A 25913-nucleotide genomic window follows, 5' to 3' on the forward strand; every position below is an offset into this window, starting at 1 on the left:
CCCGGACAACGAACAACGGCCCGCTCGTGCCGCCGCCCTGCTGCTGCTCGTATGCGTGAGTCTGCGATCGCTTTCCCCTCTTCAGCCCCGCTGGTACGCGTGTTCGACACCCATGTGATACTGCGGCCCTCATACGTGAGAGGAACCGATCCATGTCGGCGCACAGACGTCATCTCCTCCCTTGCGTGACAATGGCCGCTGCGCTGGCCATCGCGGGCACTGTGGCCCTGCCCTCCGTCGCGGTGGCCGCAGCCGAGGTGACGACCTCGCTGCCGGCCCGCACCACATTCGTACCGGCGGCCGACGAGGTGTCCGGCTCCGGGCAGGCCGTCGTCTGGAGCCAGAAGCCCGCCACCGACACACGCGACCACGGCTGGCTCTCCCTGTCAGGAGGCACCCCTGAGGACCTCGGTGCGCTGGCCGACACCGACGAAGGCGTCACCGTCGACGCCGTGTCCGTCCAGGACTCCGTCGTGGCCGTCGCCACCTCGACGAACCCCAACGGCGGCCTGGCCGACCACGTCACCCTGCGCCGCCTCGACACGGGCAGCCGGCAGACGCTGGCCGTCGCCCATGACGGCTCGGGCGCGGTGGGTGACGAGCGGTACCGCGGCCAGGCGGGAGACGGAATCCTCGTCCAGCAGGCGTACTACGACGACGACTCCCGGTACCGCGTCCGCCTGGTGCTGCGCACGTCGGCCGCCGACCGCACCCTGCTGTCGAACGACGCACAGCACGAGGTGCTGGCGTCGGACGCGGACGGCGCACTGGTGCTGCGGCGGACCGCCCCGTCCTGGGAACACCGGATCGTCTACGTCGACTTCGCCACCGGTGCGACCGTCACCATCGCCGAACCCGACACCAGCGAACTGCCGCAGGGCCTGGAGTTCACCCCGACCCGTTTCGGCGTCATCGACGGCGCGAAGCTCACCGAGTGGCAGCGGGCAGCCCCCTCGGACGGCCCGGCGACGGTCACCCTCCCCACCGACCGGGCTCGGTGGATCAGCGACGACACCCTGGCCTGGTACGAGGGGAGTGCGGACGGCAACGAGCTGTACGCCATGTCCCGCGACGGCTCCACCCCCGCCGCCGACCTGAACGGCGCGTTCGGTGACATCTCGGTGGGCGACGACGGCCGGATGCGCGCGTCGCTGTACCGGCCGGACGTCGACGCCGCCGTCCAGACCCTCACCGACGGCCGCGTGTCGACCGCGGCCGGCGACGCGAGCACGATCCCTGCCGGTCCGGCGCGACTTGACGCTCTGGCGCTGTCCGGCGGCACCCTCTACACCGCGGACAACTCTTCCCGGCGTACCGGCGTACTGCTCTCCTCCCGGCTGACGGTCGGCACGTCCGGCGCCTCGGCGTCCACGCCGTCGCGTGTCCTGGCGTACTCCACCGGCACCGTCCACCGGACGCTGGCCGCGGCCGGGAACCGGGTGCTGGTCGAGCAGGGCGACGCCTACCAGGTGTACGCGAACGGCACGCCGACCGGCGTCCCGCTGCGGCGGGCGGACGCGTCGCTCGACCAGGTCGTGGACTTCGACGGCGACCGGTTCCTGCTGCGGGACACCACCACCGCCTCCAACGGCACCCTGCTGCTCCACACCGTCGCCACCGGCGCGGTCGAGCGCGTGCCCGAGGGATCGGCCCTGTATGGCGGCGCCCTCTACTCGTCGGTGAAGACCAGCACCTCCGGTTGGTCGATCCGACGCACCGACCTGGCCACCGCCACCGTCTCCACCGTGACGACGGTGGACTGCCTGCCGGGCGACCTCCAGGTGCGCGGTCCGTGGATCCTGGTGACCACCTGCGGTGCCGCCTCCACCCAGGGCCTGCTGCTGAAGCCGGGGACCACCACCCGTACGACGGTGGACGCCTCCGTCCGTACCCCGGTCCTCGGCACGAACATGCTCTACACCTTCACCCAGGACGACGCCACGCGCGTCGCTCTGAACGCCCGGGCCCTGGGCGTGACGGGCGCCGCCGCGCAGCAGCTGTTCGTCCTGCCGGAGAGGGCCGACACCGCCTCCGCCGAACGGTGGGCGGTCGACCGCGAGGCGCCCTGGGCGGCGTGGATGGACGGCGACGGTGTCACGCACCTCGTGTGGGCCGGTGCCCCGTCCCGCACCGCCGCCTCCGCCCCGACCGGGTTCAGCCCCAACAGCGACGGCAAGGGCGACACCTGGGCGCCGAAATGGACGTACAACCGGCCGGTGACCTGGACGCTCGCCCTCAAGTCCGGCACCACTTCGGTACGTACCCTGACCGGAACGGCCTCCGGCGGCGGTATCGCCCCGGTGTGGAACGGCAAGACGGACGCGGGCGCGGCGGCAGCCGAGGGCTCCTACACCTGGACCCTCTCGGTGAAGGACACGGTGACCGGCGTTCCGGCCGCGGACGTCAGTGGAAAGGTCACGCTGCGCAGGACCGTTCCGGCCGCCTCCGTCACCGCGCCGACCCTGGCCAGTAACTCCTCGACCGGCGCCGTGATCCCGGTCAGCTGGACGGCGAAGACGGCGGGCGTGACGTCGTACGACGTGGGCTGGAAGGTCGCCACCCGCAGCAGCACGGGCGTGTGGACGCTCGGGCCGCTCCAGACCTGGCGCACCGGCACCACCGCCAAGTCGGCGGTCTTCGGCTCCTCCGGCAGTCCCGTGACGCCGAAGCCGGGCCTGACCTACCGCTTCTACGTGCGCGCGCACGACGACGCGGGCCAGACCGGGGCCTGGAGCGCCGCCGCGGCCAGCGGCATCCCGGTCGACGACCGGTCCTCGGCACTGACCTACCAGGGCACCTGGGCGTCGAAGTCGGTGACCTCGGCCTGGTCGAAGACCGAGCGGGTGTCCGCCACGCCGGGTGCCACCGTGTCCTTCTCGGCGGACGGCACCAAGCTGCGCATCATCGCGACAGCCGCGCCCGACGGCGGCCGCTTCGCGGTGATCGTGGACGGGACCACGGTGGGCACCGTGAACACCTACGCCTCGACCACCAGTTATCGCAAGGTCGTGTTCACCTACACACTCGGTACGAAGATCACGACTCACAAGGCGCAGCTGAAGGTGCTGTCCGCAAGCACGGCCGGCCGCGCCACCGTGCATCTGGATGCGGTCATGGTCACCCGCTGACCAGCCACGTCGGCAGGAGCCCCGGGCCGCGTGGCGCGTTCCGGGGCTCCGCGCTTTTCATCAGCCGGGCTGCTCATGGGCTTGTCTTCGGGCCTCACGGGCAAACACTTCAGCGGGTGACGAGAATCGAACTCGCGCTCTCAGCTTGGGAAGCGACGGTGCTTGCGGAGCCGGAAAGCTTCTGACCTGGCCTTATGTGCGCTGGCGTGCCGCCTGAGGGTGCGAGTTCGCGCCGCTGTTGACCGCACGTCACTCCGTCAGCGCGTCCATCGCCCGGTCGAGCAGCACGGCCAGCGGGACAGTGCCCTCACAGGCCACCCACGCCGTGGAGGCTGCGTCCAGGCAGGCGAGCGCGGCGGCGGTCAGTGCGCTCGGCCGGATGTCCTCGGCCTGGTCGGGGTCGGCCCCCAGCCGCCGGGCGATCTCCGGCACCAGCAGTTCCTGCCAGCTCAGCTGCTTCTCGTGGTGCCGGGCGCGCAGCGACGGGGTTTCCTGCAGCATGCGCAGATAGCTGAGTGCCTGCTCGGGCGCTGCCTCGTTCATCCGCGTCAGGACGTCGAACGCCCGGCGCAGTGCCTCCCACGGCTGCTCGTCGTCGGGGCGGGCGGCGAGCGCCTCCGCGATCCGGCGGCCGGACTCCTCAAGGCGTCCCAGGACGATGTCTTCCTTGGTGCCGAAGTACCTGAACAGGCTGGCGCGCGACAGGCCCACCTCGGCGGCGATCTGGTCGACGGTGGTCCGGTCGAACCCCTGCTCGGTGAAGAGCCGGTGCGCCACCTCGACCACTTCCGCCTGAACCGTCGCACGCACACGCTCGCGCAGGCCGGGCGGCTTGCGTGCGGACTGGTCGGCAGCACGAGCGGTTTCAGACATACCAGCAGGGTACAGCAAAGACTCAATCTGATACCGAGTATCAGTGTGTGGAGCGCAGGTACCCTTCCCGACCCGTGAGGAGCTGTTCGGGCCGCGATCGGGTTGCTCGTCGCGGCCGGACGGTGACCCGCTGTCCCGAGCCAACTCCATGGGAAAGATCCAGAAGTTCCTGCTGCGACGGCAGATCCGTCGAGTCCGCCAGGCCGTGCCGCATGGCGGCGGGGACGGTCGCCTCCTCGTCGCCGCTCCGATGCAACGGCCGGCGGGCGCGATCCCTGGACGGGAGACCGCGCGCCCACCGGCCGTTCCCGGGGCTGCCGCGACGAGCGCCGGCTCTGGCCGGCGCCTGTGCCCTACGGTTACGCGGCGCTGCCATGGGCCTCGGTGGCGACGTCGGCCCATTCCTCCCAGGTCTTCAGCCGGTCGGCGTAGACCTGCGGGACGAGCTGGAGCGGGGAGGTGCCGAAGAAGACCCGCAGGGGCGGGTTGTCGGCGTCCACGATCTTCAGCAGGGCCGCGCCGGTGGCGGCAGGGTCGCCGGGCCGGGTGGTGCTCCAGTAGGCGGCGAGGGCCGTGCGCAGGTCGTCGTAGGCGGGCAGTTGCTCGGCGAAGGTGGCGGAGGGGCCGGACCAGTCGGTGGCGAAGCCGCCCGGCTCGACGAGGGTGACCTTGATGCCGAATCCGGCGACCTCCTGGGAGAGGGCCTCGCTCAGTGCCTCCAGGGCCCACTTGGAGGCGTTGTAGACGCCGAGGTTGGGGAAGGCGGTGACGCCGCCGACGCTGGAGATCTGCACGATGTGGCCGCTGCCCTGGGCCCGCAGAAGGGGCAGGGCGGCCTGGGTGACCCACAGGGCGCCGAAGAAGTTGGTCTCCATCTGGTCGCGGACCTGCTGTTCCGTCAGCTCCTCGACTGTACCGAACAGGCCGTAGCCGGCGTTGTTGACGACGACGTCCAGGCGGCCGAAGTGCTCGTGCGCCCGCTTGACAGCCTCGGTGGCGGCGGCCTTGTCGGTGACATCCAGGGTGAGGGGAAGGATCGCCTCGCCGTGGGCGGCCACCAGGTCCGCGAGGGAGTCGGTGTCGCGGGCGGTCGCCGCGACCTTGTCGCCGCGCTCCAGGGCCGCCTCGGCGAACTGGCGGCCGAAGCCGCGGGATGCGCCGGTGATGAACCAGATCTTGCTCACGAGAACACTCCCGTTCGAGGTGAAGTCTTATGAAGAGACTCTACATCGATGTGAGACTCAGTATCAAGATGAGCCATGGGGTCGATGCTGTACGCTGCCCTGCAACGGCGAGGCACGTTGGACAACTGGAGGACAGAGATGTCTTCACATGTGGCGCCCGATGACCAAGCGACGTCCGGACTTGACCGGCGTAGCGAACTGAGGGAGTTCCTGCGTTCTCGCAGGGCCCGGCTCAGGCCCGAGGACGTGGGCCTGCCGTCGTACGGGCGGCGGCGGGTTCCCGGACTGCGGCGCGAGGAGCTGGCGCAGCTTGCGGGGGTGTCGTACGCGTACTACGCGCGCCTGGAGCAGGGATACGGCGAGACGATGTCGGCCGAGGTACTCGACGCCGTCGCCCACGCCCTGCGCCTGAGCGAGGAGGAGCGGGAGCATCTGGTCCGGCTGGCCCAGCCCGAACGGCAGGGCACCCCGCAGGCCGCGCCTCCGCCGCAGCGGCTGCGGCCCAGCGTCCAGCATCTGCTCGACGGGCTCGGCGTGCCCGCCTACGTTGTCAGCCGGCGCCTGGACATCCTGGGGTGGAACCGGCTCGCCGCCACCGTCTTCGGGGACTGGGCCCAACTGACGCCCGAGGAGCGCAACACCGCCCGGCTGATCTTCCTCTCGCCTGAGACACGCGACCGGTTCGCCGACCCGGAACGGACGGCTCTGACAGCCGTCGGCGCTCTGCGCATGAACGCCGGTAAGAGCCCCGAGGATTCCTACCTCTCTTCGCTGATCGAGGAGTTGTCGCAGAAGAGCGAGGAGTTCCGGCGGTTGTGGGCACGGCATGAGGTGAGCTGCGGGACCGTTGGCGACATCGTGCGGATGCGGCACCCGCTGGTGGGAGAGTTCGACCTCGTCCACGAGCCCATGGCGTTGCGCGGGGGCGCCCCGATGCGGCTGGTCACCTACCACGCCGAGCCGGGCTCCCGGTCGGAGGAGGCCCTGCGGATGCTGGCCAGTTGGGAGCTGGAGCCGCAGCGCTGAGACGTGGGTCCGGCCAGGGCCTGTGACGGCATCACGCGCCGACCCATTCATCGGTCCCGTCCGAGAACTTCTGGTGTTTCCAGATGGGCACTTCGTGCTTGAGGTCGTCGATCAGTTGCCTGCAGGCTGCGAAGGCATCTCCCCGGTGGGGACATGCCACGGCGACCACGACCGCTGTGTCGCCCACCGCCAGTTCTCCGACCCGGTGCACCGCGGCGAGGGCGCGCACCGGGTGGTTCGCCACGACCTTCTGCGCGATCCGCCGCAGCTCGGCCTCGGCTGTCGGGTGGCACGAATACCCCAGTCCGTTCACGTCCGCGCCCGCGTCATGGTTGCGCACCGTGCCGACGAACAGCGCGATCCCGCCTGCCGCTTCGTCGCCGACGGCCTGGAAGACCTCCTCCAGGGAGAGCGGTGTCCGCCGTATCGCGAGCAGCCTGACCGGCTGCGGATGCGCCCGCTCACCGGGGTGCTCGCGGGCTCGGTCAGCTGCCACGCCTCCATACCTTCCTGACCTGCCTGTCACAGCGTCAGCCTCCGATCGCCGACATCGGCCTGTCCGGCTGCACGAAGGACGGGTCGTCCAGGCCCGCTCCCGCCTTCTTGCCCCACATCGCCAGGCGCCAGATACGGGCGATCTCCTCGTCGGGGGCGCCCGAGCGCAGGGCCGCTCGCAGGTCCGTCTCCTCTGTGGCGAAGAGGCAGGTGCGTACCTGGCCGTCGGCCGTCAGGCGGGTGCGGTCGCAGGCCGCGCAGAACGGGCGGGTGACGGAGGCGATGACGCCCACCACGTGCGGACCGCCGTCGACGATCCAGCGTTCCGCCGGGGCCGAGCCGCGCTTCTCCTCACCCTCTGCGGTCAGCTCGAAGCGGGTGCGCAGGGAGGTCAGGATGTCCCCTGCGGTGATCATGCCGTCGCGCTTCCAGCCGTGCTGGGCGTCCAGGGGCATCTGCTCGATGAAGCGCAGTTCGTAGTCGTGCTCGACGGCCCAGGCGAGGAGGTCGGGGGCCTCGTCGTCGTTCAGGCCCGGCATCAGGACGGAGTTGACCTTGACCGGGGTCAGGCCGGCGTCACGGGCGGCGTACAGGCCCTCGATGACGTCCTTGTGGCGGTCGCGGCGGGTGAGGGTCTTGAAGACGTCGGGGCGCAGGGTGTCCAGGGAGACGTTGACCCGGTCCAGGCCCGCCGCCTTCAGGGCGGACGCGGTGCGCTTGAGGTCGATGCCGTTCGTCGTGAGGGACATCTGGGGGCGGGGCTCCAGGGCCGCGACCCGCTCCACTATGCCGACCAGGCCGGGGCGTAGCAGGGGCTCACCACCGGTGAAGCGGACTTCCTCGATGCCGAGGGAGGTCACGGCGATGTCGATCAGGCGGACGATCTCGTGGTCCGTGAGCAGGTCGGGCTTGGCCAGCCACTGCAGGCCCTCCTCGGGCATGCAGTACGTGCACCGCAGATTGCAGCGGTCGGTCAGCGAGACCCGCAGGTCGGTGGCCACTCGGCCGTAGGTGTCGATGAGCACGTGGGGCCTCATACGGCCAGGAGTTCGGCCGGCGACGACACCTGGGCCATGGGGCCGGAACGGTGGATGGGGCCGGAGATGTGGGACAGGGGCAGGCCGGTGCCGGCGTTGATGTGGGCGATGATCTCGGCGGTGATGGAGATCGCCGTCTCTTCGGGGGTGTGGGCGCCGAGGTCGAGCCCGATCGGTGAGCGCAGGCGGGCGAGGTGTTCCTCGGGCACGCCGGTCTCACGCAGACGTTCCAGGCGGTGTTCGTGGGTGCGGCGGGAGCCCATCGCGCCGATGTAGCCGACCGGAAGGTCGAGGGCCACGCGGAGCAGGGGGATGTCGAACTTGGCGTCGTGGGTGAGGACGCAGATCGCGGTACGGGCGTCGACCTCGGCGCGCTCCAGGTAGCGGTGCGGCCAGTCGGCGACGACCTCGTCGGCGTACGGAAAGCGGGCCGGGGTGGCGAAGACGGGGCGGGCGTCGCAGACGGTGACCCGGTAGCCGAGGAAGCGTCCGGCCTGGCTGAGGGCGGCGGCGAAGTCGACGGCGCCGAAGATCAGCATGCGGGGCGGCGCTGCGTGGGTGTGGACCAGGAGTGTCAGCTTCTCCGGACAGGTGTCGGCGTCCCCGCCGACTTCGACGCGGGCGGTCCGGCCTGCCCGCAGCAGCGCGCGGACCTGGGTGGCCACCGTACGGTCCTGCTGTCGGTTCCCCAGGGTCCCGTCGTACGCGCTGCCGCCCCCGAGAACGGACAGGGTGCGGCCGAGAAGGCGCTGCGGCCCGTCGATCACCTGTGCCACGGCGACGGGCACACCGGCCGACACGTGTTCCAGGGCGGTGGTGAGGTGGGACTGGTCGGCGGGGTCGACCCGCTGGACCAGGACCTCGATCTCGCCGCCGCAGGTCAGGCCCACGGCGAAGGCGTCGTCGTCGGCGTAGCCGAACGAGGCCCGTATCGGGGGTTCGCCCGTATCCAGCACCTGTCGGCACAGCTCGTAGACGGCGCCTTCCACACATCCTCCGGAGATGCTGCCGACCGCCTCGCCGTCGGTGTCCACGGCCAGTGCTGTGCCGGGTGGCAGCGGTGCGCTGCCGCTGATCTGGACGACGGTGGCGAGGGCGAAGGGGCGGTCCTCGCGGCACCAGCGGTACAGCGTGTCCGCGATGTTCAGCATGAGAGGTGTCCTTCGGTGGGTGGTTGGGAAGCCCGCCGCCGCGCCGGCATGGGGGGATCGGAGGCACGGCGGCGGGCCGATCAGTGGGACGGCTCTCAGGGCCCGCCCGGGTGGCGGGAGGGGCCCCTGCCGCCACCCGGGTTTCAGAGCAGGGCTTCGGCGGTGATGGGCAGTTCGCGGACGCGGCGTCCGGTGGCGTGGAAGACCGCGTTGGCGATGGCGGGTGCCACGCCGATCTGTACGAGCTCGCCGAGGCTCTTCACGCCGATGGGGTCGGCCCGGTAGTCCTCCCCGTCGAGGTAGACGGCCTTGAGGTCGGGGATGTCGGCGTTGACCGGGACCAGGTAGTCGGCGAGGTTGGCGTTGACGATCCGGCCGTCGCGGTGGTCGGTGACCGTGTGCTCCAGCAGGGCCGCGCCGATGCCGCCCACCATGCCGCCGATGGCCTGGCTCTCGGCGAGCTTGGGGCTGATGATGCGCCCCGCGTCGTACACACCGAGCATCCGCCGCACCCGGACCAGACCGAGCCGGGCGTCGACCGCGACCTCGGCGAACATCGCGGCGTAGCCGTACATCGAGTACCGGCTCTCCTCCTCCGGGGTGTACGACCCGCGTGCCTCCAGGTGGGTGCGGTTGTTGCGGGCCAGGAGCTGCCGGTAGGTCTCCCCGCGTGCGGTGTTGCCCTTCACGTGCAGCCGGCCACCGCGGACCACGACGTCGTCGGGGGCGACGCCGTGCAGCGGTGAGCGCGCATCCTGCACCGCGAGGGTGATGGCCTGCTGCCGCAGCTTGTCGCAGGTGTCCTGAACGGCGGAGCCCACGCTGAGCATGGTCTGCGAGGCGCCCTGGGGCGGGGCCGGCGGCATGGCGGAGTCGCCGAGCCGGAATTCGACGTTGCGTACGGCCAGGCCGAGGGCGTCGGCGGCGACCTGGGTCATGGAGGTGTACGTGCCCGTGCCCGTGTCGTGGGTCGCGGACTGGACCACCGCGGTGCCGTCCGCGCCGAGCCTGGCGTGGGCCTCGGCATGTCCGCGGAACACGTCGTAGCAGCCGGTGGCCACGCCGGTGCCGATGAGCCAGTCGCCGTCACGCGTGGCACGCGGCCGGGGGTTGCGCCGGTGCCAGCCGAAGGCACGGGCGCCGACGCGGAAGCACTCGCGCAGCCGCCGGGTGGAGAAGGGCTGCTGCGTGGACGGGTCCTCGCCGGGTTCGTTGCGCAGCCGCAGCTCGATCGGATCGATGCCGAGCTTGTGGGCGAGTTCGTCCACCGCGGTCTCGATGACGAAGGCGGAGCTGCCGTAGCCGGGGCCGCGCATCCACATCGGGGTGCTGACATCGAGCGGCACGATCTGGACGTTCTGGCTGACGTTGGGCACGGCGTAGAGCATCTGCCCGAGCGCCTGGTTGGCCTCCCAGAACTGCTCGTAGCGGGAGGTCTCGTACTTGTACTCGTGCGTCATCGCGGTCAGTCGCCCGCGCCGGGTGCTGCCCAGGCTCAACTTGTACTCGTACGCGGGCCGGTAGCCCACCGTGAAGTACATCTGCCTGCGGGTCAGCGCGAGTTTCACCGGGCGGCCGATCTCGCGTGCGACGAGCGCCGCGATGGTGACGTGCGGCCAGGTCCGCAGGCCGTTGCCGAAGGCACCGCCGATGAACGGCGAGAGGACGCGCACGTTCTCCTGCGGGATGCCGAACACGGCCGCGAGCTCATTCCGCGTGCCGATCACCCACTGGGTCTTGTCCCACACGGTGAGCTTGTCGCCGTCCCAGCGGGCGATGGTGGCCTGAGTCTCCATCGGATTGTGGTGGTTGCGGGAGAGCCGGTAGGTCATGTCCAACCGGACGTCCGCGGAACCCAGCGCTTCCTGGGCATTGCCCCGCGCATAGGGCCGCGTGAAGGGCGGCCCGTCCACGGCCGGGCTGCGGGTCAGGTCGGTCGACGGCTTCTCGGCGTCGTAGGAGATCTTCACCAGGTCGGCGGCGTGCTGTGCGGCCTCCAGCGTGGTGGCCACCACGACGGCGACCGGCTGGCCGAAGAACCGGACCGCGTCGTCCTGGAAGACGCGCAGCCGCTGGCCCGGGAACGGGCCCGGGTTGTCGCGGTAGGCCAGCCTGGGCTTGTCGAGGTGGCTGATGACGCCCAGGACTCCGTGCAGGGCATTGGCGGCGCGGGTGTCGATGCCGGTGATACGTCCGCGGCCGACGCTGCTGTCGACGACGACGGCGTGGACGACGCCGTCGATGTCGTGGTCGGCGGCGTACTTGGCCTGGCCGGTGACCTTCAGCCGCCCGTCCACCCGGGACAGCGGCGCTCCGACGGCTGCCTGCGGCTGCTGGCTCACTTGACACCTCCTACGACGCGCAGCTGGCGCTCGACGGTCCGTTTGAGCAACTCGACTTTGAAACGGTTGTGCTGGAGGGGCCGGGCCCCGTCCGCCGCCCGCTCGGCGGCCTTGGTCCACAGCGCGTCGGACGGCCGCCGCCCGATCAACTGCCGCTCGACGGCGGTGAGCTTCCAGGGCACGGTGCCCACGCCTCCTGCGGCCACCTTCGCCTCGCGGATCACGCCACCGCGGATGTACAGGGCGACGGCCGCCGAGGTGAGCGCGAACTCGTAGGACTGCCGGTCGCGCACCTTCAGATAGCCCGACTTCAGCGGGCGCGGAAGGGCCGGAAGCTCGACGGCGGTGATCAACTCACCCTGGCGCAGGGCCTGTTCGCGATTCGGGGTGCTTCCGGGCTTCAGGTGGAAGTCGGCGAAGGGCACGGTGCGCTCGCCGTCCGGCCCCATCAGGTGCACGGTTGCTTCCAGGGCGGCGAAGGCCACGGCCACGTCGGAGGGGTGGGTGGCCACGCAGTCGTCGGAGGTGCCGAGGATCGCGTGGGTGCGGTTGACGCCGTGCAGAGCCGCGCAACCCGAACCCGGCGCACGCTTGTTGCAGGCGGCCGTCACATCACGGAAGTACGTGCAGCGGGTGCGCTGCATGATGTTGCCGCCGATGGTCGCCATGTTCCGCAGCTGCGCCGACGCGCTCAGCTCCAGCGCCTGCGAGATCACCGGGTACAGGGCGCGCACCCCCCGGTGGGCGGCGGCCTCGGACATACGGACCAGTGCGCCGATGCGCAGACCCCCGCGCCGGGTGACCATGATGTCGCGCAGCGGCAGGGCGCTGATGTCGACCAGCGTGCGGGGGCGTTCGACGGTCTCGCGCATCAGGTCGACCAGCGTGGTGCCGCCGGCGATGTAACGGCCGCCGCCGCGGCCCGCGTTGAGAGCCTCACGGGTGTTGGCGGCCCTGGTGTAGGAGAAGGGATGCATGGGGAGCGTGCCTCATTTCCCGTGCGCGGTCTGCTCGACCGCCCGCACGATCTTCACGTAGCAGCCGCAGCGGCAGATGTTGCCGCTCATGAACTCCCGGATCTCCTCCGGCGAGCCGGTGTGCCCCTCCTTGATGCAGCCGACGCCGGACATGATCTGGCCGGAGGTGCAGTAGCCGCACTGGAAGGCGTCCTGGTCGATGAACGCCTGCTGCAGCGGGTGCAGCCGTTCGCCCTTGGCCAGGCCCTCGATGGTGGTGACCTCGGCGCCGTCCAGCCGGACCGCCAGTGTCAGGCAGGAGTTGACCCGGCGGCCGTCGACCAGGACGGTGCAGGCCCCGCAGGCACCGGCGTTGCAGCCCTTCTTCGAGCCGGTCAGGCCGAGGTGTTCGCGCAGCAGGTCCAGCAGCGAGGTCCGGTTGTCGACCGTCACGGTGTACCGCTTGCCGTTGACGGTCAGGGAGACCCGGCTGCCCGGTGGCGCCTCGGCCGCGTTCGCGGGCTCGACGCCGAACACGGTCGGCCCCGCTATGAGACCGCCTGCCACGACCGCACCGCCGACGGCGGTGGTCGCGATGAACGTGCGCCGGGAAGGGGCGGACGCGGCTTCCTCGGGAAATCCCTCGGAGGGAGCAACAGTTGACTCGGGGGGTTCGATGGACATGCCCACTCTCTTGGTCGACGGAAGACGGAGGGCGGTACCGACCACCGTCATGTGCACGGATCGGTGTGAGTACGGAAAGACGGTTCACGCCGCGGTGGACGAGCCGGGCCCTGCCCGCGAGGATGGCGGCGACCGGGGTCGAAACACGGGTCGGCAGCCGCCTCACCAGGCCTTCGGTGCGGCATGGCATCCACTGTGCTGCATGCGGCGCGATACAACGAGCAAGCAGTTTTGGGACGACTCCGGTAGCTACGACTGCCGTTGGTACGTCTGGCAGTAGCAGGCAGAGCGGTCCGACCGACGGCGGTGGTCTTGACGACGTCATCGCCGACAGCCGGGCATGCCGACACGGCGGCCGTACGGTTCGCGTACGGCCGCCGTGGTCCGGAATCGAGTGGCGGAACGGGAAACTACGAAGTGACGGTCAGGAGGGTGGTGCCGACGGTTTCGGTGCCGTCGTCGTAGCCGACCAGGCCGAGATAGGTACGGCCGGTCGGGAGGTCATGCCAGGAGACGGTGACGTCCGCGGTGCCGCCCAGGGCCACCCGCTGTTCGGCCGGGGTGACGGTGGCCGGCCGGTCGGGACGGGAGTCCGGGCCGATCAGCCAGGTGTGGAGGGTGTACGTCTGACTGGTGGCGCCCTCCGGCAGGGCGAACTGGTTCACGTACACCTCGTACGTGCCCGGCTCGGTGAGGTCGAGGTACTCGTCGCTGCTGCCGGTGGGGGAGGAGATCCGGTTGCCGTCCTCGTCGAACACCCACAGGTCGATGTCGCTGCCGGCGAGGAAGTCGGACGAGCGGATCGCGACCCGGGCCAGCGCGGTGCCCTCGGGAACGGTGACTTCGGTCCGGGCCGCGGAAGCCGGGAGCGTTGACGGCGGTGCTTCGAAGCTGTCGGTCGTGGTGCCCGTCAGGGTCCCGGTCCTGACCGTGCCCGAGTACAGGCCGTTCAGGGTCGTGGTGAGGTTGCCGTCCCAGCCCGACTTCGCCTGGAGGGTGAGGGATCCCGTGGCGCCCGTGCCGTCGGCCTTCGAGGGGACGCCGATCTGCGTGGCACGCAGGGCGACGGTGCTGCGCACCCGGTGTCCGTCCCTGTCGCCCCAACTCACCGATCCGAAGGCCCACTTGCCGTAGCCCGCGTCCGTGCGGGTGAAGGTCACCCGGTACGTGGCCGACCGGCCGGGCGGCACGATCAGCCGCTTCGGTGAGACCGTCGCCCGGTAGCCGCGCGGTGCCCGCAGCGTGGCGGTGTAGACGCCGGTGGTGTCGCCGACGTTGGTGACGGTGCGGGTCACGGTCTGCTTGCCTGCCAGGTCACCGATGGAGATCGTCGGGTAGTTGAGGTCGCTCGGATCGATCTTCCGGGCGGTGGCGCAGGCGTCATCCCCGTCGCCGGTCACCGGGCGCTGACCGAGGGCACACACGTACGCGGTCCAGTCGGCGGAGGTGGAGTCGTAGACCAGGCCGGGGTCGTCGGCGGCGTTCGGGGCGACCTGCCCGGCGCCGTAGTCGAGCGGGGTGGCGGGTCCGTCGGCGCCGATGCGCCGGATCTCCTTGCCCTCGTCGGTCTTGGTCGCCGCGGTGGTCATCAGGGCCGACTTGACCTCCATGGGTGACCAGTCCGGGTGCAGGGAGCGCAGGAGCGCGGCCAGTCCCGTGATGTGCGGGGCGGCCATCGAGGTGCCGGACGCGATGCCCTGCGGGCCCGTGAAGGTGCCGCCGTTTCCGCCGGGGACGGCACCGGCGACGACGTCCACGCCAGGGGCCGCGATGTCGGGCTTGAGCAGGTCGCCGCCGCTGGCCACGTCCGGGCCGCCCGAGGAGAAGGCCGCGATCGCCGGTGCCTCCTGGCGTACGGCGCGCGCCGCGTCGAGCCGGGCCGTGGCGCGGTCGCCGGCCCGGTCGATGTACGCCTTCACCGCCTGGCCGGTGACGTTGTCGACGTGGACGGTGGGGACGGAGTGGACGTCGCCCCGTGTGTCCAGCAGCGCCCGGGAGTTGTACAGCACCATGCCGACTCCGCCGGCCGCCTCGACCTGCGCGCTCTTGGCGGCGCGGGCGCCCGTGCCGTCGCCGTTCGTCTCGCACAGCACGATGGCGCCCTTGACCTTCGCCGGGTCCAGGGTGCCGGGCCGGCACAGCCCCGCTTGGGCGGCGTCCACGCCGCTGCGGGCCGCCCCGGCCGCGTCGACGAACCGTGCGGAGGCAACGGGCGATGCGTTCAGGCCGGTTCCGGTGTACGAGGTGCCGTCGCCCAGGACGACCCTCGTGCGGTAGCCGAGATCGTGGGTGGAAGCGGCCGCGGCGCTGATCCACGGAGCGTTGTTGCCGACCCTGGACGGCCCGTCGTTGCCCGCCGAGCCGGAGACGAAGACGCCGGCCTTGGCGGCGTTGAACATGGCCGTGTAGGTGGGACGGGTGAGGTCGGCGGGATCGCCACCCGTGCCGAGGGAGATGTTGATGATGTCCACGCCGTCCGCCACAGCCTGGTCGATGGCCGCGGCGACGTCCGCCGTCCAGCAGCCGGATCCCTTCCAGCAGGCCTTGTAGGCGGCGACGCGGGCGGCCGGGGCGATCCCGGATATCCGGGTGCGGGAAATGCCGGTGCCGGGCACGGACGCGGGCACACGGTAGTTGCCGGCCGCGGTGGTCGAGGTGTGGGTGCCATGCCCCTCGTCGTCGACCGGGGACGGCGTGTCGTCTTCCGTGAGCTCGGGTACGGCCTTGTTGAAGTACCGGGCGCCGATCAGCTTGTTGTTGCAGGTGTACGGGTGCGCACGGTCCTCACCGGGGTCGCAGACGCCCTTCCATTTCCTGGCGATGGCCTCCGCGTCGGGGCGGGGCTCCGGGAGGGCCCGCAGGGACGGGTTGGTGTTGTCGATCCCGTAGTCGACGACTCCGATGATCACGCCTGCCCCCGCGTTCCGCTGCCCACCGCGGAACTTGGAGTACAGGCCCCCGCGCTCCTTCAGGCCCAGGAACTTGGCGGTGTCGGGGGCGGGAAGCGCGCCGGTCGCACCCGACGACCCCCTGGGGCCGGCGACGGCGGCACGGGCAGCGGTCGCGCCACCACTGCCGGCACCAACGGCTTCAGCCGTGCCGGTCGGCCGGATCACCTCGTTGCGCACCAGCGAGGCGACGCCGGGGGTGCGAGCGAGCTTCGTGGCCTGACCAGCCGTCAGTTCAGCGGCGAATCCGTTGAGTACGTACTGATAGCTGTACAGCGGCCGGACATCCGGCACCTCGGCCAGCACCTGGTCGCGCGCCCGCTCCAGGCGGCGGACGTGGTCGCGTACGGCCTCGGACCGCGTGTTCAGCCTCTTTCCGGGCTCCGGCGCGGTCTCGGGCTGCGCGGCGACGGGGTCGCCGGAGAGCTGGACGAGGTAGGTGCCGGCGGAGTAGGTCTGCCGAGCCACGCCGGCAGGCTGCTCTGGTGGCGAGGCGGCGGGAGCGGCCTGCGCGGACCCGCCGTAGGCGAGGGTCAGGCCTCCGACGAGCGCCGGGACCAACAGGGAGGCGACTGCTCTGTGGCCGGAGCCATGGCTTCTGCCTTTTCTAGGCACTTTCATGCTTCTTCCTGCTGTGGGGGGTTGGGGGAAAGGTGTTGCTTCTCACCGGCACCGTTCGCGGACTGCATGGCATAGCTGATGTGCGGCGCTGCTCCTGCGACGGCGGCTGGAGCAGTTGGATCCGCGGGACTGGGCGGACGAGCCGTCGGCCCAGGAGCGTGGCGTCCTGGCTGCATTCGGTCGGCAGTCGGCTCACCAGGTCTTCGGCGCGGCACGGCATTCACTGTGAGGTACGCGGGACGATCCAACGAGCGGGCGGTGTTGGTACGACTCGGGTGAGTACAACTGCCGTTGGTACGTCCGGCAGTAGCAGCCAGAGCGGTCGACCCGTAGCGGCGACGCGGGTGCCAGCGCGCACGCGACGGCGTCCGCCCCGGTCATGCCCCCCTCTTCCCGCATCCCCCCAGCCCGCGTCACGTCAATCAGGCCGCCGACACGTCACGCCCTGGCCGGCTAGGCCGTCGGCAGCACCGCCGTGACCTCCCAGCCCTGGCCGGTGGGGCGGGGACCTGCGCGCAGTTCGCCGCCGAGGGCGGTGACGCGTTCGGTGAGGCCGACGAGACCGAAGCCGCCGCCCCGCGCGGCCTGCGGGATCCGGGTGCCGCCGCGGCCGTCGTCGCGCACGGTCACCGTCAGGGCGCGGCCGTCGTGGACCAGGTCCACGGTGACCTCGTCGGCGTCGGCGGCGTGGCGACGGATGTTGGTCAGGGCCTCCTGGACGACGCGGTATGCGGCTGTCTGCACCTCGGGCGGGAGGTCGTCGGGTACGGCGGGGTCGCGGCGCAGGACGACCTTCGGGCCGACGGGGCCGCCGAAGCCCTCGACCAGGCTCGGGAGCGCCGCCAGATCGCCGAGCGGACGGCTCGTGCCGTCGGCTGCGGCGGTGTGGTCCGGGGCCTCGCGCAGCAGGCCGACGGTGCGCCGCATGGAGGCCAGGGCCTCGGTGGCGGAGGTTTCGATGTTCCGCAGCACGGGGCGCAGTTGGTCCGGGTCGGTGGCCAACATCTGGGCCATCTGCGTCTGCACCAGGATCCCCGTGACGTGATGGGCGACGAAGTCGTGCAGGTCGGCAGCCATCGCGAGGCGTTCGCTCCGGCGGGTCCTGTCGACCATCGCGCGGCGGCGGTGATCGAGGAAGCGCAGGTAGCCGCCCAGTCCGGCGGCCATCATGACCGGAAACAGGAGCCCCAGCCCGCCTCCTGCGGCAGCAGCCGCGTCGGGGAGGGGAAGCCTGGCGGGCAGGATGACGACGGCCAGGCCGCACAGCCCCACGAACGCCGTCGCCCACCACCCGGGGCAGGAACGGACGGCAACCAGCAACAGGTACAGCAGGGTCGCGATTTCCCCCAGGCCGAACGCCATCGGCCAGTCGGTCAGGACAGCGACCACCGTCAACGCCACCGAGGCCCCGGCGGGTACCGCGATGCGCAGGGCGGGGCTGACCCACGCAGGCCGCCTGGCCGTGGGCCAGAGCACCGCGGCCAGGCACAGCGGCAGCACCGTGGCGGGCTGCAGCCACGGCGTCACGCTGTACCCGTCCTGCGGTCCCAGCGCCGCCATGAGGCCCGCTTCCAGCAGGTCCGTGCCGGCCGCCAGGATCATCAGGGCCACGCCGACGGCGTGCAGCCCTCTGCGCCGACGGCCGCCTGGCACGGCCGGTCCGTCGATCACGGGCACAAGGTTCACGGCGCCAGAGTAGGCATCCTGCGGCCCGGCAGGATCGGCCGAACGGCCATCGCCGCCCGAGCGGGGGCCTCCTCGACAATGGCCGAATGACCGAGGCGCGCGCGGGATCCCGCAAGGAAGGCGGGCGATGTCCGCCTCGGGTGCGGTCCTCCGCGCGCTGGTACTGCTCGCCGTCCGGCAGGGCGCAGCCACCGTACCGACCGCACCGCCTGTCGCACCCGGCTCCCGACCGGCCCAGCACCGCCATCCAGTGCTGGACTGCGACGTAACGGACACGGCCCGGCCCCGTCCTGCGCTGAGGGTTTGCGCGTCCGCGCGGAACTTCACTCGTTGGCGTCGCGGAGCGTGCGCAGGATGCGCTCCAGGTGGCGGCGGTCCTCGGACGAGAGCGGTCCGGTGACGTGGCTGCGGAGATGGCGGACGTGGGCGGTCAGGGCGCGGTCGAGCGCCTCGGCGCCTTTGTCGGTCAGCGTGGCGAGTGCGGCTCGGCGGTCGGCGGGGTCGGGGTCGCGGCGGATCAGCCCCTCCTTCGCCATGCGGTCGGCGAGCCGCGTGAAGCCGCCCGAGCTGAAGGACACGGCCTCCGCCAGGTCCGTCATGCGCAGCCGGTGCCCGGGCGTGCGGCCCAACCGCAGCAGCACCTCGAACCATGTGTCCGGAACCCCCAGATCGCGGTGTACGAGGGGCTTGAGGCGAGCGAACGCCTCCACGAACAGTCCGTAGAGCGTCACGTCGTCGTCATTCAGCAGGTGCTCGTTCACCCCACGAGGATGACAGAAAGCCGAGAGCGGAAGAAGCTGCCGTTGCAGTATCTGTAGCTACAGATATATTGTCTGCCTCGGCAGGTACTTTTCTCGTACGTCCCTACGGATGTGGAGCCCGCTCATGCGCAAGCGCACCCTCCCCGCGTTCGGTGTCGCCGCCGCCACGGCCGGCGCCCTCACCCTCGGCCTGTCCCTGGCGCCCGCTTCGGCGGACGCCGCCCCCGCCTCGCACGGGCACCGCACGATCACCATCGAGGCCGTCGAGAAGGCCACCACGATCAACATGGTCGACGTCGCCCCGGCCGACTCCGCCCTCGGCGACCAGCTGATCGGGACCGGCGACCTCATCGGCCGCGACGGCCGCAAGCTGGGCACCAGCAGCTTCGTGGGCGTCTCCACCGACGCCAAGCCGCGCACCGCAGAGCTGCTGACCTTCGTCTACGAGCTGCCCGGCGGCAAGATCACCACGGCCGGCACGGCCAAGCTCTCCGCCTCCGGACCCGTCTTCGACGAGCGGTTCGCCATCACGGGCGGCACCGGCAAGTACCAGAACGCCTCCGGAGAGGTGTGCGTCCTGCAGGAGACGGTGGAGCGGGCGAAGGTCACCTTCGAGATCCAGCGCTGACGACACCCACGCATAGGCACACGCACACGCAACGAGTACGAACGGAGTCACCTGTGAAGATCCTCTTGATCGGCGCCACCGGCATGATCGGCTCCCGCATCACGGCGGAAGCGCTCGGCCGCGGCCACGAAGTCACCGCCGCCACCCGCTCGGGCGGTGCGGACGGGCTGCCGGAGCACCAGGCGCTGACCGCCCTCGCCCTGGACGCCACCGCGCCGGGCAAGGTCGCCCAGGCCGCTGCCGGACACGACGCCGTCATCTCCGCCGTCTCCCCGCCCCGCGACGGCTCCGACCCGGCCGCCCCGCTGCTGGCGACGTACAAGTCCCTGGTCGAGGGGCTGCGCACCGCGGGCGTACACCGTCTGCTGGTGGTCGGAGGGGCGGGCAGCCTGAAGACCGCCTCGGGTCAGGACCGGGTCGACACCCCGGACTTCCCCGCGATGTACAAGGCCGAGTCGCTCGCCCAGCGTGAGGTGCTGCGCCTGCTGCGCGGCGAAGTGGGCGACGACCTGGACTGGACGTATGTCTCCCCGGCCGACGAGATCGCCCCCGGCGAGCGCACCGGCACCTTCCGCCTGGGCGGCGACGACCTACTGATCGCGGAGGACGGCACCAGCTTCATCAGCGCCGAGGACTACGCGGTCGCCCTGGTCGACGAGGCCGAGAAGAGCACGGCGATCCGCCGCCGCATCACCGTCGCGTACTAACGGACGTCGCTCGAGGGCGCCCGTTTCGGCATCAGGCTGACCGGCAGTGCCCAGGCGACGCGAGCAAGGCCGATATGAAGCGCCCGCTGCTCTCGCTCGGCCGGGTCCCCCGCGCGGCCGGCCGCTCAGGCCTGGCTCTCACGGCGGCGGCTCGGTTCGAGGGGCGACGTAGCGCCCTTGCTGGGTGATGGCAGCAGTACCCAGTAGCCACCGTCTGCCTCTCAAAGCCGCGCGCTGGTCGCCGACTCGCCTCATTCACTACGGCGACATTCACTCAACGGTGACCACCTGACCGCCGGCGCTGTGAGGCCCCCGGAACCCGGTCGGAGAGACGACCCTCGAAGCAGCTCTCACTAGAGTGCGATCCATGGAACCCCGTTGGCTCTCCCCCGAGGAGCAGCGCGCCTGGCGCGCCTACCGCGACCTCAGCCTGGTACTGGAAGACGCTCTCGACCAGCAACTGCGACACAAGGCCGACCTCAGCCACCTGTACTACTCGGTGATGGTGTTCCTCTCGGAGGCCCCCGAGCGACGGCTGCGCATGACGGACCTCGCCGAACAGCTGAAGATCGCCCGGACACGGCTCTCCTACACCGTCAGCCGCATGGAGGAGCGCGGCTGGGTGCGCCGCGAGGACGCGCCGGGGGACGGGCGGGCCCAGCTCGCCGTGCTGACGGAGGAGGGGCTGACCGCCCTTGAGCAGGCCGCCCCCAGTCACGTCGCCACCGTCCGGGCTGCCGTCTTCGACCGGCTGACGCCCGAGCAGGCGCGCGCCTTCGGTGAAGCGTGCGAGATCATCCTCGCCGGCCTCACGGGCCCGGACCGCCCGGCCTTCCCCGCCGACCTCCCCTGGCGCCGCTGACCTCCCTCCGGAGGCAGAGGCGAGCCTGCCGAACTCCCACACCCCTCCCCGACTTCTCTGCGCGACCGCCCAGGCACCCATCGCAATATCTTGCAGATTTGCAATACCGGCCCTAGAGTGAAGACAGATGCTTGAACTATCAAGCTTCCCCTTCTTGCCCCACCACGAAGGAGTCGAGTGTGAAGTCCCCCCACAAGGCATGGGCCGCCGCCGTCGCCCTGGGCGTCCTGGCCGCGAGCGGTGCCACCGTCGCCGCCGCCACCCCTTCCCCGAAGTCCGCCCCCAAGCCCACGAGTGAAGAAGACCAGCTGCAGAAGCTGTACCAGGAGGCCGTGGCCGAGGGCGGCCGTCTGGTCGTCTACGCCGGCGGTGACAAGCCGGGCCAGGCGGACTACCTCAAGGACGCGTTCGTCAAGAAGTTCCCCAAGATGAAGGTCGACATCGTCGTCGACTTCAGCAAGAACCACGACGCCCGTGTCGACAACCAGATCGCCGAGCACCACGTGGTCGCCGACGTCGTCCACCTCCAGACCGTCGACGACTTCCCGCGCTGGAAGAAGGAAGGCGTGCTGCAGAAGTACAAGCCGGTCGGCTGGGACAAGGTCTTCGACCAGATCAAGGACAAGGACGGCTACTACACCGGCCTGTTCTTCTTCGCCTTCTCCAACGTCACGGCCACCAAGCTCGGCGACGACGCGCCCGTCGAGGCCAAGGACTTCCTCAAGCCCGAGTTCAAGAACAAGCTCGTCTTCACCTACCCGAACGACGACGACGCCGTCCTCTACTACTTCAAACAGCTCACCGACAAGTACGGCTTCGACTACCTGAAGAAGCTGCTCGCCCAGAACCCGAAGTTCGTCCGCGGCACCCAGGACTCCGCCGACCTGGTCGGCTCCGGTGACTACGTGGCGAGCTTCGGCACAGCCGGAGGCGCCCCGGGCGTCGCCGAGACCACCCTGCCCAAGAAGTCGCCGTGGGTCGCCTGGCCGCAGACCGGTGCCATCCTCAAGGACGCCCCGCACAAGGCCGCCGCCAAGCTCTACCTGAGCTGGCTGCTGTCCAAGGATGCCCAACGCGACTCCATAGGCACCTGGAGCGCCCGCACCGACGTCGCCCCGCCGGCGGGCCGCAAGGGCATCTTCGACTACGCGAACATGAACCCGCTCGGTCTCGGCGAGTTCATGAGCAACCGCACCGCCCTCGATCGCTACAAGGCCCGCGTCAACCTCTATGTCGGCGACGTCAAGGGCGTGAACCCCTCCGACCCGCAGGGCGTGCTCGGCCTGTACCCCGTCAACCAGGACGGCACCCAGGGCTGACGGCCCTTTCCACCCCTCTGCTCCCCCACCAGAGGGGTGGAAGCCATCACCATCCCCACGGCCGCCTCGGCTTGACGTTTGACCTCGGTGAGCTTGGTGTTCCTTGATCGACTCGGTGCGTTGACCGTCTTGCCGACGTCGTGATGCTGCCAAAGGTAGAGCCACGCGCGCTCCACGAGCAGCGAAGCGGGTAGCGGGAGTTGTGCAGCATGCCGAGCGCGTCCAGTTCGTCCCGGTGGACGCTGAGAGGGATCAGCCGGCCAAAGGACACGGCCGGGGCGGTGGCACCTCGGGAGCCGCCGGCGCCGCAGTGGACCTCGGGGCCGCATCGCCCTACCGGCCCCGAGGCGCACAGCCGGCCGTCATGGACGCACGACGACGGTCCATCCGGGGCTGTAGGTGTCCGGCACCGGGAAACGTTGCCAGTCGCGCGCCCAGTGCGGTGGGTTCCGCTCGCGCAGGACCAGCGCACTGGGATGCGCCGGGGGATCCGTCTCCGAGACAGTGCAGCCCGCGGTGTGGGCGATGGGAATCGTCGAAGTGTTCCCCGCGAGGACACACGGCGGGTGCACCCCGTGCTCGCGCAGCACGGAGGCGATCCGGTCCCAGTCTCCGCGGGCCCGCTGCTGGATGCCCGCATGCGTGTGGACGAGCCCGATCTGGATGCCCCAGTGCCCGAGGAGTGCCAGGGCGAGCACCGCGGCCGTCGGCAGTGAACGGCGGGTGCGGGCCCGGTGGACCACGGCGAGGAGCCCGACAGCGGCAGGGAGCGCCAGCAGGGCGTAGGCCGGCAGGAGGAACCGCGGCGCGGCGTAGGGGACAAGGAAGAGATACGGCGCCGCCGTGGCCGCCGCCACCGCCACGGACAGCCACAGCGGTGCAGCGGACCGGCGCGCCCGGCGCTCCGCCCACAGCCCCAGGCCGACCAGCAGCGGCAGCAGCACCCACCACTCCGTCACGGGCAGCGATACGGTGTCGCCCGTGCAGGGACGGCACAGCAGCGGGCCGTCCAGCGCGGTGAGATGGGAGCGCAGGGAGAAGACGGCCCGCAGACCGCCCTGGACCTGGTCGGCCTCCGCTAGCCGGTTCCGCACCCCGCCGAACCGCACCTCGGCCTCGACGACCCAGGGCAGCGCACCCGCCACGAGTCCGGCCGCCACAGCCGACAGACGCCCCCGGAGACGGCCGTGGCCGCGCAGTGCGGGCATCAGTACGGCGGCCAGGAGCAGCGGCGCGGCGACGGCCACACCGTCGTTGGGCCGCATCAGGGTCACCACCGCCAGGCCTGCCGCGACACCCGCGTACCGGGGACGCGGCGCGAGGAAACAGCCCACCGCGGCGGTGGCACCCATCGCGGTGTAGTGGTTCGGCATCGCGGAACCGGCGTAGAACAGAGTGATCCACAGGCTGCCGTACAGCCCGGCCGCCACCCACACCGCCGCCGGGCGGTGCACGATGCGCAGCCAGGGCCGGAATCCCAGCCAGAGTGCACCGCCGGCCAGCAGGAGCAGCCACACCCTGAGCAGCACCGTCGAGTCGCTCCAGGAGGCGATCGGAGCGAGCAGCAGGGGGACCCCACGGGTACGCGGGGCGCTGAACGGGGTCGCTGGACCGTACGGCCCGAAGCGGCTGGCGTACACGAGCTCGTCCCAGCCGAGCGGCAGTGTGAGCGGTACGAGGACGGCCGACACCAGACAGAACCCGGCGACCACGATCCACAGCATCCGCTGTGCCGAGGCCGCTGTGCGATTCGCGTTCATCCGACCCACCCCAGCTTGCGCCGCCCACGGCGCACCGCTGCGCGGGCGAGGATGCCTGCCGTGGCGGCGAGCACGGTGGCACGGTCGCGCCAGTCGGGCGGGCCGGGTGGTGGAGCGGCCCGCTCGGCCCGCTCCTCCACCAGGGTGCTGAACAGCCGCTCGTAGCGGTCGGCGACGCCGTCCGGGGTGAATCGTTTCGCCGCACTGGCCCGGGCGGCCCTGCCCATCTCCGCACGCCGCCCGTCGTCCCGCATCAGTGCCAGCAGCGCGTCGGCCACACCCCGGGTGCTGTCACGCGGGACGAGACAGCCGTCCACACCGTGGCGGATGATCTCGCCGGGCCCGTGAGGGCAGTCGGTGCTCACCACGGGCAGGCCGCAGCGCATGGCCTCCACGATCGTCATCCCGAACGACTCGTGCGCCGAGGTCACCGCGGCGATGGAGCCCTTGACCCACTCGGCCTCGATGGGAGTGGCCGAACCCATCAGGAGGACCCGGTCACCCAGGCCATGTTGGGCTATCCGGTCGGCTATCCGGGCGCGCTCCGGGCCGTCCCCGTAGATGCGCAGGGACCAGTCGGGGCAGGCCGACCCGGCCAGGGCGAACGCGTCGACGAGCATCTCGTACCGCTTGACGCGGGCCAGCCGTCCCGCCGCGACGACGACCTTGGCCGCCGCGTCGGCCGGCGGCACCGAGGGCTCGGGGACGCTGTTGGGGATGGCCAGCACCCGGGTGCGCGACAGCCGCATGCCGCGCCGGTGGTCACGCGCGTCGGCCTCGGTCATGGTGACCAGCGCGTCGAGACCGCCGTACCAGCGCTGGAGTTCCGTCCGCAGCCGGTGCGAGTGGTTGTCGTGGGTGAGGTGCTCCTGGCCGACGAGCACGGCATGTCGTGGTCCGAACCGGGCCAGCAGCGCGTTGAGCCCGGCCCTGGTGCCCACGACGACGTCGGCGTCCGTCTCCCGCAGCCAGTCGATGACCCGCTGCTCGGCGAGCCGGTGGTACTGGTGCGAGCGGCTGTCCCCCTTCGGGAAGACCTCCCCGGCCCGCCTGGCGAGGGGATCCGCCGCGTCCGCGGATCCCTCACGCCGGTCCACCAGGGCCCGCAGCGGCACCTCCGGCGACCGCCCCAGCCGTGGCTTCTCGCGGTGCCGGAAGACCGACACGAGTTCCACCTGGTGTCGCCCGGCGAGCGTGTCGGCGAGTGTCATGGTCGTCCGTACGGTGCCGCCCATCGCGTAGGCGTTGTGCAGCAGGAAGGCGATGCGCACGTGCGGCGTCCCCCGTTTTCCCTGTGAAATGGCTGGTCAGTGTCACTGTGTTCGCCTTCGGCGAGGCGACCGCACCCGTGCCGGCCGGAGCCGGCGGAGCTACGGGCGGGCCCTGCCGCCCGCGTTCTGCGAAGGCTCCGCGCGGATCGGTTCGGGGCAGGTCGGTTCGGGCCCGACACGGCCGGCGACCGATCCGGGTGTCCGGCGGTGGCTCCTTGCGCGGGCCCGGTTTCGCGATCTTCAGGCGGAGGGCGCTCCGGTGAGGACTTCTACGCGGCCCGGGGCACTGACCGCCGACGGTGATCTTGCGGGTGGGCGTCGCGGCGGCTGCTGAGGCGCTTCCGATTCGGGGAGCGTCATCGCGCCGGTGGAAGACATGTGCTCTTCTCCGGGTGACTCAGGGTGCCGGGATCCGGCCTTGCCGCACCGACGCTCGCAACCGGAACGTTGTTTGGCACGTCCCTTTTGCCAGGT

19 protein-coding genes and 1 pseudogene are annotated in these 25913 nt (G+C 71.1%); 6 read left to right on the top strand and 14 right to left on the bottom strand.

What is annotated here, in order from left to right:
* Positions 1 to 185 precede the first annotated feature (185 nt).
* Positions 186 to 3128 carry a hypothetical protein gene (locus ACTMVF_RS02490; RefSeq protein ID WP_441269277.1) on the top strand — a complete coding sequence of 981 codons (2943 nt, stop codon included), beginning with the start codon at positions 186 to 188 and terminating at the stop codon, positions 3126 to 3128.
* A gap of 249 nt (positions 3129 to 3377) precedes the next feature.
* Here ACTMVF_RS02490 and ACTMVF_RS02495 read toward each other — a convergent pair whose 3' ends face one another.
* The gene (locus ACTMVF_RS02495) at positions 3378 to 4001 is read right to left on the bottom strand and encodes a TetR family transcriptional regulator (RefSeq protein WP_441269278.1); all 624 of its coding nucleotides are present in this window, start codon (positions 3999 to 4001) and stop codon (positions 3378 to 3380) included.
* 359 nt (positions 4002 to 4360) lie between these two features.
* Positions 4361 to 5185, bottom strand: a complete 825-nt coding sequence (locus ACTMVF_RS02500; RefSeq protein ID WP_441269279.1) for an SDR family oxidoreductase — start codon at positions 5183 to 5185, stop codon at positions 4361 to 4363.
* A gap of 138 nt (positions 5186 to 5323) precedes the next feature.
* Between ACTMVF_RS02500 and ACTMVF_RS02505 the strand changes: the two genes are divergently transcribed.
* Entirely contained in the window at positions 5324 to 6211 is an 888-nt protein-coding gene (locus tag ACTMVF_RS02505; protein WP_441269280.1) for a helix-turn-helix domain-containing protein, read from the top strand.
* Between the two features lie 31 nt (positions 6212 to 6242).
* Here ACTMVF_RS02505 and ACTMVF_RS02510 read toward each other — a convergent pair whose 3' ends face one another.
* The 9 genes from ACTMVF_RS02510 to ACTMVF_RS02550 form a co-directional block, all read right to left on the bottom strand.
* Entirely contained in the window at positions 6243 to 6707 is a 465-nt protein-coding gene (locus tag ACTMVF_RS02510; RefSeq protein WP_048587354.1) for a molybdenum cofactor biosynthesis protein MoaE, read from the bottom strand.
* Positions 6708 to 6741: 34 nt separating this feature from the next.
* Positions 6742 to 7731: a GTP 3',8-cyclase MoaA gene (gene moaA / locus ACTMVF_RS02515; protein ID WP_441269281.1), complete on the bottom strand. Its 990-nt coding sequence runs from the start codon at positions 7729 to 7731 to the stop codon at positions 6742 to 6744.
* Positions 7732 to 7739: 8 nt separating this feature from the next.
* Positions 7740 to 8894, bottom strand: a complete 1155-nt coding sequence (locus ACTMVF_RS02520) for an XdhC family protein (protein WP_441269282.1) — start codon at positions 8892 to 8894, stop codon at positions 7740 to 7742.
* Positions 8895 to 9037: 143 nt separating this feature from the next.
* Entirely contained in the window at positions 9038 to 11236 is a 2199-nt protein-coding gene (locus tag ACTMVF_RS02525) for a xanthine dehydrogenase family protein molybdopterin-binding subunit (RefSeq protein WP_441269283.1), read from the bottom strand.
* A complete protein-coding gene (locus ACTMVF_RS02530) occupies positions 11233 to 12213 on the bottom strand; it encodes an FAD binding domain-containing protein (RefSeq protein ID WP_441269284.1) in 981 nt (326 codons plus the stop codon). Before ACTMVF_RS02530 ends, ACTMVF_RS02525 begins: the two co-directional genes overlap by 4 nt.
* A gap of 12 nt (positions 12214 to 12225) precedes the next feature.
* On the bottom strand, positions 12226 to 12876 hold the full coding sequence (locus ACTMVF_RS02535; RefSeq protein ID WP_441269285.1) for a 2Fe-2S iron-sulfur cluster-binding protein: 651 nt from the start codon (positions 12874 to 12876) through the stop codon (positions 12226 to 12228).
* A 410-nt stretch (positions 12877 to 13286) separates the two neighbouring features.
* Complete coding sequence (locus tag ACTMVF_RS02540) at positions 13287 to 16292, bottom strand: S8 family serine peptidase (RefSeq protein WP_441269286.1); 3006 nt, start codon at positions 16290 to 16292, stop codon at positions 13287 to 13289.
* 606 nt (positions 16293 to 16898) lie between these two features.
* Positions 16899 to 18131: a histidine kinase gene (locus ACTMVF_RS02545; protein ID WP_441269287.1), complete on the bottom strand. Its 1233-nt coding sequence runs from the start codon at positions 18129 to 18131 to the stop codon at positions 16899 to 16901.
* A 323-nt stretch (positions 18132 to 18454) separates the two neighbouring features.
* The gene (locus ACTMVF_RS02550) at positions 18455 to 18892 is read right to left on the bottom strand and encodes a MarR family winged helix-turn-helix transcriptional regulator (RefSeq protein WP_441269288.1); all 438 of its coding nucleotides are present in this window, start codon (positions 18890 to 18892) and stop codon (positions 18455 to 18457) included.
* Positions 18893 to 19016: 124 nt separating this feature from the next.
* On the opposite strand from ACTMVF_RS02550, the gene ACTMVF_RS02555 reads away from it, so the two are divergent.
* From ACTMVF_RS02555 to ACTMVF_RS02570, 4 genes are all read left to right on the top strand, one after another.
* On the top strand, positions 19017 to 19520 hold the full coding sequence (locus ACTMVF_RS02555; protein ID WP_441269289.1) for an allene oxide cyclase barrel-like domain-containing protein: 504 nt from the start codon (positions 19017 to 19019) through the stop codon (positions 19518 to 19520).
* Positions 19521 to 19573: 53 nt separating this feature from the next.
* Positions 19574 to 20227, top strand: a complete 654-nt coding sequence (locus tag ACTMVF_RS02560) for an NAD(P)-dependent oxidoreductase (RefSeq protein ID WP_441269290.1) — start codon at positions 19574 to 19576, stop codon at positions 20225 to 20227.
* Positions 20228 to 20594: 367 nt separating this feature from the next.
* A complete protein-coding gene (locus ACTMVF_RS02565; RefSeq protein ID WP_441269291.1) occupies positions 20595 to 21089 on the top strand; it encodes a MarR family winged helix-turn-helix transcriptional regulator in 495 nt (164 codons plus the stop codon).
* A 179-nt stretch (positions 21090 to 21268) separates the two neighbouring features.
* On the top strand, positions 21269 to 22408 hold the full coding sequence (locus ACTMVF_RS02570) for an ABC transporter substrate-binding protein (protein WP_441269292.1): 1140 nt from the start codon (positions 21269 to 21271) through the stop codon (positions 22406 to 22408).
* 134 nt (positions 22409 to 22542) lie between these two features.
* On the opposite strand, the pseudogene ACTMVF_RS02575 reads toward ACTMVF_RS02570, so the two are convergent.
* From ACTMVF_RS02575 to ACTMVF_RS02585, 3 genes and pseudogenes are all read right to left on the bottom strand, one after another.
* A pseudogene (locus ACTMVF_RS02575) lies at positions 22543 to 22679 on the bottom strand (acyl-CoA thioesterase); the annotation flags it as partial.
* A gap of 91 nt (positions 22680 to 22770) precedes the next feature.
* Positions 22771 to 24168 carry a hypothetical protein gene (locus tag ACTMVF_RS02580; protein ID WP_441269293.1) on the bottom strand — a complete coding sequence of 466 codons (1398 nt, stop codon included), beginning with the start codon at positions 24166 to 24168 and terminating at the stop codon, positions 22771 to 22773.
* On the bottom strand, positions 24165 to 25439 hold the full coding sequence (locus ACTMVF_RS02585) for a glycosyltransferase (RefSeq protein WP_441269294.1): 1275 nt from the start codon (positions 25437 to 25439) through the stop codon (positions 24165 to 24167). Before ACTMVF_RS02585 ends, ACTMVF_RS02580 begins: the two co-directional genes overlap by 4 nt.
* Positions 25440 to 25913: the final 474 nt, after the last annotated feature.

This window comes from Streptomyces sp. SD31 (genome assembly GCF_052068475.1).
GTDB lineage: Bacteria > Actinomycetota > Actinomycetes > Streptomycetales > Streptomycetaceae > Streptomyces.

Coding starts and splice junctions, on each gene's coding strand:
- ACTMVF_RS02535 (WP_441269285.1), bottom strand. CDS start 12,876: ATGTCCATCGAACCCCCCGAGTCAACTGTTGCTCCCTCCGAGGGATTT.
- ACTMVF_RS02530 (WP_441269284.1), bottom strand. CDS start 12,213: ATGCATCCCTTCTCCTACACCAGGGCCGCCAACACCCGTGAGGCTCTC.
- ACTMVF_RS02555 (WP_441269289.1), top strand. CDS start 19,017: ATGCGCAAGCGCACCCTCCCCGCGTTCGGTGTCGCCGCCGCCACGGCC.
- ACTMVF_RS02565 (WP_441269291.1), top strand. CDS start 20,595: ATGGAACCCCGTTGGCTCTCCCCCGAGGAGCAGCGCGCCTGGCGCGCC.
- ACTMVF_RS02495 (WP_441269278.1), bottom strand. CDS start 4,001: ATGTCTGAAACCGCTCGTGCTGCCGACCAGTCCGCACGCAAGCCGCCC.
- ACTMVF_RS02580 (WP_441269293.1), bottom strand. CDS start 24,168: ATGAACGCGAATCGCACAGCGGCCTCGGCACAGCGGATGCTGTGGATC.
- ACTMVF_RS02505 (WP_441269280.1), top strand. CDS start 5,324: ATGTCTTCACATGTGGCGCCCGATGACCAAGCGACGTCCGGACTTGAC.
- ACTMVF_RS02520 (WP_441269282.1), bottom strand. CDS start 8,894: ATGCTGAACATCGCGGACACGCTGTACCGCTGGTGCCGCGAGGACCGC.